The organism is Burkholderia sp. 9779_493, from assembly GCF_015712215.1.
Classification (GTDB): domain Bacteria; phylum Pseudomonadota; class Gammaproteobacteria; order Burkholderiales; family Burkholderiaceae; genus Burkholderia; species Burkholderia cenocepacia.
Genome location: NZ_JACCQA010000039.1, coordinates 1 through 14,835, shown reverse-complemented (window position 1 = coordinate 14,835; position 14,835 = coordinate 1). Strand labels below are relative to the sequence as shown.

The 14,835-nt window shown below is 70.1% G+C and carries 13 protein-coding genes; all 13 read right to left on the bottom strand.

Annotated elements, in window-relative coordinates:
• Positions 1-66 precede the first annotated feature (66 nt).
• The 13 genes from H0X95_RS29615 to kdpF all read right to left on the bottom strand — a co-directional run bounded on the left by H0X95_RS29615 (position 67) and on the right by kdpF (position 14,658).
• Positions 67-684 (bottom strand): DUF924 family protein, encoded by a 618-nt coding sequence (locus H0X95_RS29615; RefSeq protein ID WP_006488213.1) that lies wholly within the window; start codon positions 682-684, stop codon positions 67-69.
• The gene (locus H0X95_RS29610; RefSeq protein ID WP_006488196.1) at positions 681-1,412 is read right to left on the bottom strand and encodes an alanyl-tRNA editing protein; all 732 of its coding nucleotides are present in this window, start codon (positions 1,410-1,412) and stop codon (positions 681-683) included. Before H0X95_RS29610 ends, H0X95_RS29615 begins: the two co-directional genes overlap by 4 nt.
• Positions 1,413-1,521: 109 nt before the next feature.
• A complete protein-coding gene (locus H0X95_RS29605) occupies positions 1,522-1,932 on the bottom strand; it encodes a group II truncated hemoglobin (RefSeq protein ID WP_006488211.1) in 411 nt (136 codons plus the stop codon).
• 43 nt (positions 1,933-1,975) lie between these two features.
• Positions 1,976-4,591 (bottom strand): ABC transporter permease, encoded by a 2,616-nt coding sequence (locus tag H0X95_RS29600; protein WP_059721342.1) that lies wholly within the window; start codon positions 4,589-4,591, stop codon positions 1,976-1,978.
• A complete protein-coding gene (locus H0X95_RS29595) occupies positions 4,588-5,205 on the bottom strand; it encodes a DUF4126 domain-containing protein (RefSeq protein WP_006483514.1) in 618 nt (205 codons plus the stop codon). The genes H0X95_RS29600 and H0X95_RS29595 overlap by 4 nt, the downstream gene beginning before the upstream one ends.
• 217 nt (positions 5,206-5,422) lie before the next feature.
• Positions 5,423-5,743: a quaternary ammonium compound efflux SMR transporter SugE gene (sugE, locus tag H0X95_RS29590; protein WP_006497024.1), complete on the bottom strand. Its 321-nt coding sequence runs from the start codon at positions 5,741-5,743 to the stop codon at positions 5,423-5,425.
• Between the two features lie 153 nt (positions 5,744-5,896).
• Entirely contained in the window at positions 5,897-6,178 is a 282-nt protein-coding gene (locus tag H0X95_RS29585) for a DUF333 domain-containing protein (protein WP_006483516.1), read from the bottom strand.
• A 152-nt stretch (positions 6,179-6,330) separates the two neighbouring features.
• Positions 6,331-7,029: a two-component system response regulator KdpE gene (gene kdpE / locus H0X95_RS29580; RefSeq protein ID WP_006483513.1), complete on the bottom strand. Its 699-nt coding sequence runs from the start codon at positions 7,027-7,029 to the stop codon at positions 6,331-6,333.
• Positions 7,022-9,865 (bottom strand): DUF4118 domain-containing protein, encoded by a 2,844-nt coding sequence (locus H0X95_RS29575; RefSeq protein WP_059721343.1) that lies wholly within the window; start codon positions 9,863-9,865, stop codon positions 7,022-7,024. Before H0X95_RS29575 ends, kdpE begins: the two co-directional genes overlap by 8 nt.
• A 152-nt stretch (positions 9,866-10,017) precedes the next feature.
• Positions 10,018-10,599 carry a potassium-transporting ATPase subunit KdpC gene (gene kdpC, locus H0X95_RS29570; protein ID WP_006497028.1) on the bottom strand — a complete coding sequence of 194 codons (582 nt, stop codon included), beginning with the start codon at positions 10,597-10,599 and terminating at the stop codon, positions 10,018-10,020.
• 25 nt (positions 10,600-10,624) lie between these two features.
• On the bottom strand, positions 10,625-12,709 hold the full coding sequence (gene kdpB, locus H0X95_RS29565; protein WP_059721344.1) for a potassium-transporting ATPase subunit KdpB: 2,085 nt from the start codon (positions 12,707-12,709) through the stop codon (positions 10,625-10,627).
• A 54-nt stretch (positions 12,710-12,763) separates the two neighbouring features.
• Positions 12,764-14,569, bottom strand: a complete 1,806-nt coding sequence (gene kdpA / locus H0X95_RS29560) for a potassium-transporting ATPase subunit KdpA (RefSeq protein ID WP_059721345.1) — start codon at positions 14,567-14,569, stop codon at positions 12,764-12,766.
• Positions 14,566-14,658 carry a K(+)-transporting ATPase subunit F gene (gene kdpF / locus H0X95_RS29555; protein ID WP_006752209.1) on the bottom strand — a complete coding sequence of 31 codons (93 nt, stop codon included), beginning with the start codon at positions 14,656-14,658 and terminating at the stop codon, positions 14,566-14,568. The genes kdpA and kdpF overlap by 4 nt, the downstream gene beginning before the upstream one ends.
• Positions 14,659-14,835 lie beyond the last annotated feature (177 nt).

Sequence of the window (14,835 nt, the reverse complement as noted above, 5' to 3'; positions counted from 1 at the left end):
CGGTCCGAGCCCGCCAGCGCCCCAACGGTCGCCGCCCCTTCCGTCATCACGTCGACATTCGGATCGTCAGAACGACGAGCCGGGCTCTCGCAAAAACGCCGTTTCCTCGTCGGTCGACGCGCGGCCGAGAATCGCGTTCCGGTGCGGAAAGCGCCCGAAGCGCTCGACGACCGCCGCATGCAGCAATGCGAAGCGGTGATAGCTCTCGCACCCGGCCTCGTCGCGGATGCCCGCGCACAGACGCACGGCCTCGCGCTGGCTCTCGACCGACTCGTCGTGCTCGAACGGCAGATACGCGAACGCACGGTGATGGCCGCTCGGCAACCGCGCGTCCCAGCCGGCCGCGACGACGCGGCGCGCGAGCGCGAGCGCCTTCGAATCGGCGGCAAACGCGCGCGGCGTGCCGCGATGGATGTTGCGCGAGAACTGGTCGAGCACGACGATCAACGCGAGCGCGCCCGACGGCGAATCGGCCCAGTGATCGCAAGCGCCGTCGCATGCAGCGTCGAGCAGCGCGCCATAGCGCGTACGCAGCACGTCGTCGAATGCCGCGCCGCCATTGAACCAGACCGTGCGGTTCTGCCCGAATTCGGCCGAGCCCGGCGCGCCGAACCAGAAATCGAGAATCTCCCGTGCCTGCGGATCGAGCGCCGCCGCGCCTGCTTTCCCGGTATCGATCGTCATGCAAACTCCAGTACGAGGCGCCGTGTGCGCGCACTCTTCTTTTCCAGTTTCGCGACCCGCAGCCCACCGATTTCGGACGTGTTGCGCACATGCGTGCCGCCGCACGGCTGCAGGTCGACGTTTTCGATGCGCAGCAGCCGCACGCGGCCGAGGCCCATCGGCGGCTTCACGCTCATCGTGCGCACGAGTTCGGGCCGCTCGGCCATCTCGTCGTCGGTGATCCATTCGGTCGTGACCGGATGCGCGCCGACGACGAAGCCCGCGAGGCGCCGCTCGACGTCGTCGCGGTCGATCGCGTCGGACGTCGCGAAATCGAGCCGCACGTAGTCGGCCGTCACGCTGCAGCCGTCGACCGCATACGGCAGCACCGCGCACATCAGGTGCGCGGCCGTATGCAGGCGCATGTGCCGGTAGCGGCGCAGCCAGTCGATCGCCGCGACCACGCGCGTGCCGGGGGCGAGCGTCGCGACGCTCGCCTCCTGGTCCGGCGCGGGCACGTGCACGGCGTCGTCGGGCGTCGCACCGTCGAACTTCGCCTTGCGCGTGTCGGCGATCGCGATCGTGCTGCCGTCGGGCAGCGTCAGCGTGCCGGTGTCGCCGGCCTGGCCGCCGCCGAGCGGATAGAACACCGTGCGGTCGAGCCGGATGCCGTCGTCGCCGACGGCCTGGACGATCGCCTCGCATTGCGTGAGGTACGCGTCTTCGCGAAACAGCGCTTGTGTCGTCATCGGGCGAGCCTCGTATCGATGGGGGAATGGAAACGGCCAGTGTCGCGCCGGGCGGCACGGGCGCCCAGACGCAGATCGTCCCGCGCGCGGGCAGCGGCGTACCGGTCGATCAACCGGGCCGGTTGCGCATCCAGTCGGCCGTGTCGTAGAACGAATGCATGAGCCGCTCGCGCAGCGGCTCCGGCAACCCGACATCCTCCATCGCCCACGCCATGCAGCGCAGCCACTGGTCGCGCTCGACCGACGCGATCGGGAACGGCAGGTGCCGCGCGCGCAGCCGCGGATGGCCGAACCGGCTGATGTAGTGGTCGGGGCCGCCGAGCCAGCCGCACAGGAACCAGAACAGCTTGTCGCGCGAACCGTCGAGCGACGGCGGATGCAGCGCGCGAATCTGCGCGAACTCCGGCTCGAGGTCCATCAGGTCGTAGAAGCGGTCCACCATTTCGCGCACGCGGGCTTCGCCGCCCACGAGCTCGAACGCCGTCGGCTGCGACGGCGCATCGTCATTCACATCGGTCATACGGATAGTCGGGAAACGGGATCTTCGGGGCCGCGGGCGACGCTCAGGCGTCGCGCAGCGACTGCAGCGCGGGGCGCCGCAACACATTATGCAGGCTCAGCCAGCCGGCCGCACCGGCGCAGACGACACCGGCCGCGATGCCGGCCGGCACGAGCCAAGGATCGACGGCGAGCTGGAAGTCGAACACGCGCGCGGCGAGCACCCAGCCGACCGCGATCGCGCCCGCCGATGCCAGCACGCCGGCCAGCGCGCCGACCACGACGAATTCCGCGCGCTGCACCGCGTTCACCTGCGCGCGCGACGCGCCGAGCGCGCGCAGCAGCGCGGCCTCGCGCACGCGCTCGTCGCGCGAGCCGGCGAGCGCCGTGTACAGCACGAGCACCCCGGCCGCGAGCGTGAACGCGAACAGGAACTGCACCGCCCCGACCACCTGCAGCATCATCCGCTGCAATTGCGCGAGGATTGGCGCGACATCGATCGCGGTCAGGTTCGGGTAGCGCGCGATCAGCGGATCGAGCAGCGCGGCGTCCGAGGCCGGCAGATGGAAGCTGGTCAGGTAGACGGCCGGGAAATCCTTCAGCACGGGCGGCGGCATCAGCACGAAGAAGTTGACGCGGAACGAGCCCCAGTCGAGCTTGCGCACGCTGGTGACGGGCGCGTCGACCGTCAGTCCCGTCACGTCGAAGCGCAGCGTGTCGCCCGGTTTCACGTTCAGCGTCTTCGCGAGGCCGGCTTCGATCGAGATCTGCGGCGTGGCCGCGGTGCCGAACCAGTCGCCTTCGACGATCCGGTTGTCGGACGGCAGCTCGGTCGTATACGACAGGTTGAACTCGCGATCGACGAGCCGGCGCGCCTCTTCGGACGGGTACGCGTCCGGATTCACCGGCTTGCCGTTGATCGCGACGAGGCGGCCGCGCACCATCGGCGCGGGCTCGGCGTCGCGCACGCCGTGCGCGGCCAGATAGGCCGCGACATCGGCGCGCTGGTCGGGCTGGATGTCGATCAGGAACTGGTTCGGCGCATCGGGCGGTGTCGACTGCCGCCAGCCCGCCACGAGGTCGTTGCGCGTGATCGCGATCAGCAGCAGGCACATCAGGCCGAGCGCGAGCGCGGTGATCTGCAGCGCGCTGGCCGTGCCGCGTCGGTGCAGCGACGCCAGCGCGTAACGCCAGCCGACGCCCGCGGCCACGCGCGCATTGCGCACCGCGCGCGCGGCGGCAAACAGCACGAGCCGGGCGATCAGCGCGAACCCGACCAGCGCACCGGCAAAGCCGCCCGCGACGATCAGGCCGAGCTTCAGGTTGCCGGCGGCCACGATCAGCAGCCCCGCGAACAGCACGACGCCGATCGCGTACGCGGCCCACGCGGTGCGCGACGCGTCGCCCCACTCGCGCCGCAGCACGCGCACCGGCGGCACGCGCGTGAGCGGCACGAGCGGCGGCAGCGCGAAACCGAGCAGCAGCACGAGCGCGGCGCCCATGCCGATCAGCGCCGGCCACAACGTCGGCGGCGGCAGCACGACGTCGATCAGGCTGCCGAGCGCGGCCAGCAACGCCCAGTGGCCGGCATAGCCGAGCACCGCGCCCGCGGCGCCCGACACGATGCCGACGCCGGCGAATTCCAGCGCGAACAGCGCGCCGAGCGTGCGGCGGCTCACGCCAAGACAGCGCATCGTCGCGCAGCCGTCGAGATGACGCCGCATGTAGCGCTGCGCGGCCATCGCGATCGCGACCGCCGCGAGCAGCGCGGTCAGCAGCGCGACGAGCGTCAGGAAATGGCGCGCGCGATCCAGCGTCTGCCGCACCTGCGGCTGCCCTTCCTGCAACGACTCGAGCCCGACGCCGCGCAGCTTCCCGCCGTCGACGCGCGTGTGCGCATACGTCTCGAAGCGCGCGATGGCCGGTGCATCGCCGGCGACCAGCAGCCGGTACGTGACGCGGCTGCCGTAGCCGGTGAGCCCCGTCGCGGCGAGCTCGTCCGCGCGCATCATCAGCCGTGGCGAAAAATTGACGAACGAAAAGCCGCGATCGAGTTCGCGGGTGATCGCGGCGGCGACCGTAAATGTACGCAGCCCGACCCGCACCGTATCGCCGGCCTTCAGGTGCAGCGCGTCGAGCAGCACCGGGTCGGCCCATACGGTGCCGGGCGCGGGAATCGCGGCCGCCTTCTGCGCAGTGGCGGCACCGGCCGGCAGAATCTCGACCGCGCCGCGCAGCGGATACCCGGGCGACACGGCCTTCACGGCCGCGAGGCGCGACGGCGCCGCGTCGGCCGCCTGCCCGCCCGCGGCGGCCGCGATCATGCTCGGAAAAATGGCGGTCGTCGCGGTACGCAGGCCGAGCGCGCGGGCCTGCCGGTCGAACGACGGATCGACCGGATGATCGGCGCGCACGACGAAATCGGCGCCGAGCATCTGGCGCGCGTCGCGCTCGAGCCCCTGGCGCAGGCGATCGGCGAGAAAGCCGACGCTCGTCAGCGCCGCGACCGCGAGCACCAGCGCGAAGACGAGCAGCGTCAGTTCGCCCGCGCGCCAGTCGCGCGCGGTCATCCGGGCAGCCTGGTGGATCAGGTCGCGCAGACCGAAGCGGCCCGCATGCGCGCGCCCGTCATGGCCGGATGGCCCGGCCGGCGGCTGCGCCGCGTGTTGCGGCCCCTTCAATCGCGTTTCCCTCCGATCGAGTTGAGCCGCGACACCATGTGGTTCGCCATCCCGCGAAAACCGCCCGACACGCCGCGCCACAGACGCGGCAGCGCCCACGCCGACGCCGCGATGAACGCGGCGAGCAGCACGAGGAACGCGAGCGGAACGAAGAACGCGAGGACGAGCCCGCCGACCACGAGACCGTCCTCGGTCGACGACGCGACCCAGTTCGAAATCGGTTCGGGAGACAGGTTGATCAGCGCGCGCGTGCCGGCCTTCGCCACGTGCGCGGCGCCGGCGAGCGAGCCGCCGGCGAGACCCGCGACCGCCAGCATGGTCGGGTCGGCATGGCCGAGCGCGCCGGCCGCGAGCACGGCCCCGGCCGGGATGCGGATGAAGGTATGCACGGCATCCCACAGCGAGTCGAACGCGGGGATCTTGTCGGCAAGGAACTCGGTCACGGTGAGCACGGCCGCGGCGCCGATCACCCACGGCGACATCAGCACAGCCAGCGTGTCGGGTAGATGGAGCCAGCCGAACCGCGCCAGCACGCCGGCGATCAGGACCGTCAGGTACAGGCGCAGGCCGCTCGCCCACGCGAGCCCCGCGCCGAGCGAAATGGCTTCGATCATGGCCCTCTCCTTGCACTTTCCGTGCGTTTTGCCGATTGATCGGATCGGGTCGGACAGATTGGCCGCGCGGCGCGTGGCGACCGGCACCGCGTGCCGCGAGAAGCACGACGGGATTCAGGCCCGAATACGTTCCATTATAGACAGGCTGGGCGGGCGACCGGCGCAATTCCGCGGGGCAAGGCGGCGCCCGGGCGCCTGCGCACCCGGGATACCGTCGTCAGGCGGCCGACGACAGCTTCAGGCCGACCAGCCCCGCGACGATCAGCGCCGCGCTCGCGACGCGCGCGACGGTCAGCGCCTCGCCCATCATCACGATGCCGAACACGAACGCGCCGACCGCGCCGATGCCCGTCCACACCGCGTACGCGGTACCGAGCGGCAACTGGCGCATCGCGACCGCGAGCAGCCCGAAGCTGGCCAGCGCCGTCACGATCGTAAACACCGACGGACCGAGCTTCGTGAAGCCGTCCGACGATTTCAAGCCGGCCGCCCAGGCCACTTCCAGCAAACCGGCGATCAACAACCATACCCACGCCATCTCGACGTACTCCGTATCGGATGGGGCCGTCCCCGTTGAAGCGAATGACCCGGGGTCGTCCCCGGGCGGCGCCGAGTATAACAAGAGGCTTACGGACCTGCCGGCTGCCTGCCACGTCGGTGGCCGATGCGGGGCGCGATCGGCCGGCCGCGCTCAGTTCGCCACGCGCTTCGGCGCACCGCCGCCGACGCAGCGATCGTCGCGGTATAGCGCCCACTCCTCGCACACGCGGCCATCCTTGAACACGCACATCCCGACCTGCCCGCTCGACAGGTTGCGGATCACGTGGCGACCGCCGAGCTTCTCGCAGTTGACCGACGCGGGATTGGCCAGCGCCACCTGCGCGGGCGGCTGCTGCCCGGGCGGCAACGGTTGGGCGAACGCGCCGGGCGCGACCAGCGCCAGCGCACAGAGGACGACCAGACGGACGGACATTGCACGCTCCTCGTTTTCGTTCGCGGAATGGTCAGGATAGCGGGGATTGCGCAGCCGGTGTGCAAGGCCGGCGCTCATCGCGAGGCTGTCGCGCCGGCGCAACCCCGCCGATGCGCGGCGTCACGGCCGCATGCGCCGCCGCGCATCGCCCGTCACACGGCGCCGACGAGCCGGTAGCCGACGCCCGTCTCGGTGACGATGTGCTCGGGCTGCGCGGGATCGGCCTCGAGCTTCTGGCGCAGGTGCGCCATGTAGATGCGCAGGTAGTGATGGCTCTCGACGTGCGACGGCCCCCACACGTCACGCAGCAGCTGGCGGTGCGTGAGCACGCGCCCCGCGTGACGCACGAGCGTCGCGAGCAGCCGGTATTCGAGCGGCGTCAGGTGCACGATCGCATCGTCGCGCCATACCTGGCGCAGCGCGAGATCGACGGTCACGCTGCCGAAGGTCACCTTCGGCGACTCGTTCGCGCCGCCCTGGTTGCGCCGGCGCAGTTGCGCGCGCATCCGCGCGCGCAGTTCGGACACGCCGAACGGCTTGGTCAGGTAGTCGTCGGCGCCCGCATCGAGCGCCGCGACCTTCTCCTCTTCCTGCGTGCGGGCGGACAGCACGATCACCGGCACCTCGGACCAGCCGCGCAGTTCGCGGATCACGTCGAGGCCGTCGGTATCGGGCAGCCCGAGGTCAACGATCACGAGGTCGGGCTTGCGCGTCGCCGCGTCGATCAGCCCCTGCTTGCCCGTCTCGGCCTCGAACACCGCGATGTCCTCCTCTTCGAGCGCGGCGCGCACGAAGCGGCGGATCTGCTTTTCGTCCTCGATCAGGACGACGGTCAGGCTGGGTTCACTCATGGTCTGGCAATGACTCGGATGGGGGCGATGCGCCCGGCAGGTCGGGTTCGTCGTCGGACACGGCCGGCGCGGCCGGCGGCGTGTCGACCGGCAGCGTGAACCAGAAGCGCGCGCCCGTCACGTGGCCGTCGGGCGCGGTGCGGTTCAGCGCGCCGATTTTACCGCCGTGCGCCTCGACGATCGCGCGGCAGATCGCGAGGCCGAGCCCGATGCCCGGCGTCGCCGATTCCTTCTCGCCGCGCGTGAACTTGTCGAAGATCCGCGTTTCCATGCCGGCCGGCAGGCCCGGGCCGTGATCGTCGACGTGCACGCGCACGAATGGCTGCCCGTCGTCGGTCACGCGCTCGGCGCCGATGTCGAGCGACGTATCGGGCGGCGTGTACTTCGCCGCGTTCTCGAACAGGTTGGTGAACAGCCGCTCCATCAGCACCGCGTCCATCTGCAGCAGCGGCAGGTCGGCCGGCAGCGCGACGCGCGCCGGATGGCGGGCGAGCACCCGCCGGCAGGCGGCGAGCGCGGCGCCGACGGTTTCCTCGAGCAGCGACCACTGGCGCTTGAGCTGCAGGCTGCCGGCCTGCAGCCGCGCCATGTCGAGCAGGTTCGTGACGATGCCCGTCATGCGCAGCGCCTCGTCGTGGATCGCGTCGACGAGTTCGCCCTCGCGCTGCGCGAGCCGCGCGGCCGCCGCGGCGTCGCCCGCCTGTGCGGCCGCGCGCCCGTTCGCGAGCATCGACGAGAAGCCGACGATCGTCGTGAGCGGCGTGCGCAGGTCGTGCGAGATCGCCGACAGCAGCGAGTTGCGCAGCCGTTCGGATTCCATGCTGACGAGCGCGTCGCGCGCGATCTCGACGTAGTGCACGCGCTCCAGCGCGAGCGCGATCTGCGCGGCGAATGCGTCGAGCATCCGCTGCTGCTCGGGCACCTCGAGTTCGCGCGGCTCGCGCGACGCGACCGCGAGCACGCCGCGCGTGCGCATCGGCGCCTTCAGCGGCAGGTACAGCGCGGCCGTCGCCGGCAGCGTATCGGTGCCGCGGCCGGCCGGCTTCTGCTGGTCGTACACCCACTGGCCGACGTCGCTGTCGAGCTCCGCGCCCGTCAGCGTGACGGCCGCGTCGGGTTCCTCGATCTTCTGCCGCACCTGGTCCGCGCTGTCGGGCAGCAGGAACGCGACGCGCGCGCGGAACACCTCGCCGACGTGGCGGCTGCCGATCTCGACGATCTGCTCGGTCGTCAGCGCCGCGCCGAGTTCGCGCGCCATCGCGTAGATCGCGCCGGTGCGGCGCTCGCGGCGCTGCGCGACGCTCGCCTGGCGCGTCAGCGTCGATGTCAGATGGCTGATCACGAGCGACGTCAGCAGCATCCCGAAGAAGGTCAGCAGGTATTGCGTGTCGCTGACCGAGAACGACATGCGCGGCGGCACGAAGAAGAAATCGAACGCGGCCACCGACAGGAACGACTGCAGCACGCCCGGGCCGCGCCCGAGCCGCACGGCCGAGAACACCACGCCGAGCAGGTACAGCATCACGAGATTCGTGAGGTCGAGTCGCCCGGACACGACGCTCGCGACGACGGTGATCGCCGCGCAGATCGCGGCCGCATACGCGTAATGGCGCGGCGGCGAGCGGTGCGTGCCGAACTGCGCGAACGCATCGCGCCAGTCGCGCGCCCGCGCGTCGAGCGGCGCGGCGCGCGCCTCGTCGCTCGCGGATGCGCGAATCAGCATCAGGTCGACGTCGCCCGCGCGTTCCGCCAGCTGCTCGCCGAACGGCCGCGCGAAGCGGCGCGCGAGCCCCACCTTCGGCGAGCCGCCCGCGACCAGCTTCGACACGTTGCGCACCTTCGCATAGCCGATCAGCGCGGCGACCGCGTCGGCGCCGGCGAGCGTGGCCGTCTCCGCGCCGAGCTCGGCCGCGAGCTTCAGCGCGTCGAGGGTGCGCTGCCGCCGCGCGTCGGGCAGCCGCTGCAGGCGCGGCGTCTCGACGTACACGGCGATCCAGTCGGCCTTCAGGCTCGCCGCGAGCCGCGCGGCCGCGCGCACGAGCGTCGGCGCTTCGGGGCCGGGCCCGACGCACACCAGCAACCGCTCGCGCGCCTGCCAGATGCGCTGGATCGAACGGTCGGCGCGGTACTCGCGCATCTGCGCGTCGACGCGATCGGCCGTGCGCCGCAGCGCGAGTTCGCGCAGCGCGATCAGGTTGCCCTTGCGGAAGAAGTTGCGCACCGCGCGCTCGGCCTGCTGCGCGAGATAGACCTTGCCGTCGCGCATCCGCTCGAGCAGTTCCTCGGCCGGCAGGTCGACGAGCGTGACTTCGTCGGCCGCGTCGAACACGCGATCGGGCACGGTCTCCCACACGCGGATGCCGGTGATCGCGCCGACCACGTCGTTCAGGCTTTCGAGGTGCTGGACGTTGACGGTCGTATAGACGTCGATGCCCGCGTCGAGCAGCTCGTAGACGTCCTGCCAGCGCTTCAGGTGGCGTGCGCCCTGCACGTTCGAATGCGCGAGCTCGTCGACGAGGATCAGTTGCGGCGCCCGCGCGAGCGCGCCGTCCAGATCGAATTCGGCGAGCGTGCGGCCGCGATAGTCGATGCGGGCGGGCGGCAGCACGTCGAGGCCGTCGAGCAGCGCGGCGGTCTCGCTGCGGCCGTGGGTCTCGACGATGCCGACGACGACGTCGACGCCATCCTGCCGGCGCTGGCGCGCGGCCTGCAGCATCGCGTAGGTCTTGCCGACGCCGGCGGACGCGCCGAAGAAAATCTTGAGCTGGCCGCGCCGCTGCTTTTCTTCGTCTCGCTGCAGCTTGTCGAGAAGTTGGTCTGGATCGGGACGGTTCATGCGTGAGGAAAGCGGAGCGCCCGGATGCGCGCGAGTACGAGCATTGTGGTTCCAAATCGCCGCAAAAGGCAAAGACGGCGCAAGCGCCGTCGGGAAAAGCGCGTCCAGCGCGGCTCAGGCCGCGCCGGATGCCGGTCGGCACGCGCGATCGGTCAGTGCGCGGCCTGCGCGGCGTCGAGCGCGAGATTCAGCTTCAGCACGTTCACGCGCGGCTCGCCGAGCACGCCGAACTGGCGGCCCGTCGTGTTCGCGGCGACGAGTTGCGCGACCGCGTCCGGCGCCAGATGGCGCGCCTTCGCGACGCGCTCGACCTGGTACGCGGCGGCGGCCGGCGTGATTTCCGGATCGAGGCCGCTCGCCGACGCGGTCACGAGGTCGATCGGCACCGGTTTCGACAGGTCGGTCCCGGCGTCGCGCAACGCGGCGATGCGCGCCTTCACCTGGTCGGGAAGCGACGGGTTCAGCGGGCCGAAGTTCGAGCCGCCCGAGCCGGCCGCGTTGTACGGCATCGGCGCGGTGGCCGACAGCCGGCCCCAGAAATACTTCGGCGCATCGAACGGCTGGCCGATCAACGCGGAGCCGACGACCTTGCCGTCCTGCTCGATCAGGCTGCCGTTGGCCTGCGACGGAAACACGGCCTGACCGAACACGGTCATCACGGCCGGGTAAGCGAGCCCCGTCACGGCGGTCAGGATGACGAACAGCACGACGAGCGGGCGAATCAACGATTTCATGATGGTTCCTTCCAGTGCGGCCGGCTCAGGCCCAGCCGAGCGCGGCGAGCGTCATGTCGATCAGCTTGATGAACGGGAACGGCAGCAGCACGCCGCCGAGGCCGTAGACCAGCAGGTTGCGGCGCAGCAGCGACGCGGCGCCGAGCGGCCGATAGGTCACGCCCTTCAGCGCGAGCGGAATCAGCGCGACGATGATCAGCGCATTGAAGATCACGGCAGACAGGATCGCGGACGCCGGCGACGTCAGGTGCATGATGTCGAGCACGCGCAGTTGCGGGTAGGTCGTCACGAACGCGGCCGGGATGATCGCGAAATATTTCGCGATGTCGTTCGCGATCGAGAACGTCGTCAGCGATCCGCGCGTCATCAGCATCTGCTTGCCGATCTCGACGATCTCGATCAGCTTGGTCGGGTTCGAATCGAGGTCGACCATGTTGCCGGCTTCCTTCGCCGCCTGCGTGCCAGTGTTCATCGCCACCGCGACGTCGGCCTGCGCGAGCGCCGGCGCGTCGTTGGTGCCGTCGCCCGTCATCGCGACGAGGCGCCCGGCCGCCTGATGCTCGCGAATCGTCGCGAGCTTGGTTTCCGGCGTCGCTTCCGCGAGGAAATCGTCGACGCCCGCTTCCGCCGCGATCGCCGCGGCCGTCAGCCGGTTGTCACCCGTCACCATCACGGTCTTGATGCCCATCTTGCGCAGTTCCGCGAAGCGCTCCTTGATGCCGCCCTTCACGATGTCCTTCAGCTCGATCACGCCGAGCACGCGCGCCGCCCCGTCCTGCAGGTCGGCGACGACGAGCGGCGTGCTGCCGCGGCGCGCGACGTCGTCCACCGCGCGGCGCACTTCCTCGGGGAAGCGGCTGCCGTGGGTTTCGACGTAGCGGCGGATCGCGTCGGCCGCGCCCTTGCGGATCTCGCGACCGGGCAGGTCGACGCCGCTCATCCGCGTCTGCGCGGAAAAGCCGAGGAACGTCGCGTGCAGTTGCGCCATGTCGCGCTGGCGGATGTTGAAGCGCTCCTTCGCGAGCACGACGATGCTGCGCCCTTCCGGCGTTTCGTCGGCGAGCGACGACAGTTGCGCGGCATCGGCCAGCGCTTCCTCGGTCACGCCCGGTGCCGGCACGAACGTCGACGCCTGACGGTTGCCGAGCGTGATCGTGCCGGTCTTGTCGAGCAGCAGCACGTCGACGTCGCCGGCCGCTTCCACCGCGCGGCCCGACGTCGCGATCACGTTCGCCTGCATCATCCGGCTCATCCCAGCCACGCCGATCGCGGACAGCAGCCCGCCGATCGTCGTCGGGATCAGGCACACGAGCAGCGCGACCAGCGCGGTGATCGTCACCACGTGGCCGGCCTTCATCGCGTCGACCGAGAACATCGAGAACGGCAGCAGCGTCGCGGTCGCGAGCAGCATCACGATCGTCAGCGCGACGAGCAGGATCGTCAGCGCGATCTCGTTCGGCGTTTTCTTGCGCTTCGCGCCTTCGACCATCGCGATCATCCGGTCGAGGAACGCCTCGCCGGGGTTCGCGGTGACCTTGACGACGATCCAGTCGGACAGCACGCGCGTGCCGCCCGTCACCGACGAGAAGTCGCCGCCCGATTCGCGGATCACCGGTGCGGATTCGCCGGTGATCGCCGATTCGTCGACCGACGCGACGCCGTCGACGACCTCGCCGTCGGCCGGGATCACGTCGCCGGTCTCGACGAGCACGACGTCGCCTTTGCGCAGGTCGGACGCGGTCGTGATGCGGATCGGCGACTTCGGATGCGGCTCGTTGAGCTTCTTCGCCATCACGTCCTTCTTCGCGCTGCGCAGCGATGCGGCCTGCGCCTTCGAACGTCCTTCGGCGAGCGCTTCGGCGAAGTTCGCGAACAGCACCGTGAACCACAGCCACAGCGTGACCGCGAGGATGAAGCCCGCGGGCGCCTCGGCCTGGCCGGCGAGCGCCGCGATCCACAGGATCGTGGTCAGGATGCTGCCGACGTACACGCAGAACATCACCGGGTTGCGGAACTGCGTGCGCAGCGTGAGTTTCTTGAACGAGTCCACGATCGCCGGGCGCAGCAGCGCCGGGTCGAACATGGACCGTGTTGCGGAATGTTGAGTCATTGCGATCTCTTCAAGCTCTTCAGTCTTTTCAACGTGTCGCCATGCGGGCGCGCATCACGCGCCCAGCCACATCATCAGGTGCTCGACGCCCGGCCCGAGCGCGAGCGCCGGCACGTAGGTCAGCGCGCCCACCAGCAGCACGGTGCCGAGCAGCAGCACGACGAACAGCGGCCCGTGGGTCGGCAGCGTGCCGCTCGTCACCGCGATGCGCTTCTTCGCGGCGAGGGAACCGGCGATCGCCAGCACCGGCACGATCGTGCCGAAGCGGCCGAACCACATCGCGATCGCGGTCATCCAGTTGTAGAACGGCGTGCTGACCGTCAGGCCCGCGAACGCGCTGCCGTTGTTGTTCGCGGCCGAGCTGAACGCATAGAGGATTTCCGAGAAGCCGTGCGGGCCGGGGTTCGCAATGCCGGCCTTGCCCGCATCGGCGAGCACGGCGATCGACGTGCCGACCAGCACGAGCAGCGGCGTGAGCAGCACGACGATCGACACCATCTTCATCTCGTACGACTCGATCTTCTTGCCGACATATTCCGGCGTGCGGCCGATCATCAGGCCGGCGACGAACACCGCGAGCAGCGCGAACACGAGCATCCCGTAGAGACCCGAGCCAACGCCGCCGTAGACCACTTCGCCGAGTTGCATCAGCAGCATTGGCACGAGACCGCCGACCGGCGTCAGCGAATCGTGCATCGCGTCGACCGCGCCGCACGACGCGGCCGTGGTCGCGACCGTGAAGATGCCGGTCTGCGCGATCCCGAAGCGCGTTTCCTTGCCTTCCATGTTGCCGCCCGACTGCAGCGCGCCCGCCGACTGGTCGACGTGCAGCGCGGCGAGCGTCGGGTTGCCGGCCTGCTCGGCACTCACCTCGACGCCGATCGCGATCGTGAACGCGACCGTCATCGCCGCGAGCACCGCGACGCCCTGCCGGCGGTCGCCGATCATGCGGCCGAACACCAGGCACAGCGCGGCCGGGATGATCAGGATCGCGAAGATCTCGATGAAGTTCGCGAACGGCGTCGGGTTCTCGTACGGGTGCGCGGAGTTCGCATTGAAGAAACCGCCGCCGTTGGTGCCGAGCATCTTGATCGCTTCCTGCGATGCAACCGGGCCCATCGCGAGCGTCTGCTTCGTGAGCGGGGTCGGCACCGTGACCGCGTTGCCCTTGTCGTCCTTCACCGGGTTGCCCTGCGTATCGAGCTTCGGCGCCGCGTAGGTGCTCGCCTGCAACACCGGCACGTCCTGGTACGCCTTCATGTTCTGCAGCACGCCCTGGCTCATCAGCAGCGCGGCGACGAGCGCCGCCATCGGCACGAGCACGTACAGCGTCACGCGCGTGAGGTCGACCCAGAAGTTGCCGATCGTCTGCGCGGTGTGGCGCGCGAAGCCGCGGATCAGCGCGATCACGACGACGATGCCGGTCGCCGCCGACAGGAAGTTCTGCACCGTCAGGCCGAGCATCTGCGACAGATAGCTGACGGTCTGCTCGGGCGCGTAGTCCTGCCAGTTCGTGTTGGCGACGAAACTGACGGCCGTGTTGAACGCGCCGTCGGGCGTCATCGCGCCGAACTGCTGCGGGTTGCCCGGCAGGAAGCCCTGCAGGCGCAGCAGCCCGTAAAGGAACAGCACGCCGAGCGCGTTGAACGCGATCGTCGCGACCGCATACTGCTTCCAGTTCATCTCGGTGCCGGCGTCGACGCCGGCCACGCGGTACAGCGCGCGTTCGAGCGGCCCGAACACGCGCACGACGCGCGAACTGCCGTCCATCACCGCGCTCAGGTAGCGCGCGACCGGCACGGCCGCCGCCAGCAGCACGACGATGAACAGCAGCGTCTGCAACAGGTTGTTCGCGTTCATTCGATGTCCTCCGCGCGCAGCAGCGCAAAGACGAGATACGCGAACAGCAGCGCGGTGGACGCACCAGCCAGCCAAAGCATCCAGGTCATGCCCGCCCCCCGCGACCGTATTGCGCGAGCGTGTCGCAACCGGCAAGCAAACCGAGGGTCAGCGCGGTGAAGAGCACCAGTGCGCCGATGAAAACCCCATCCATTTTTATGTTCTCCGTCGTCGAAATCGGACGACTAGAACCTTATGGGAACGCGCGTAAAGGGCGGGTCAAAGGT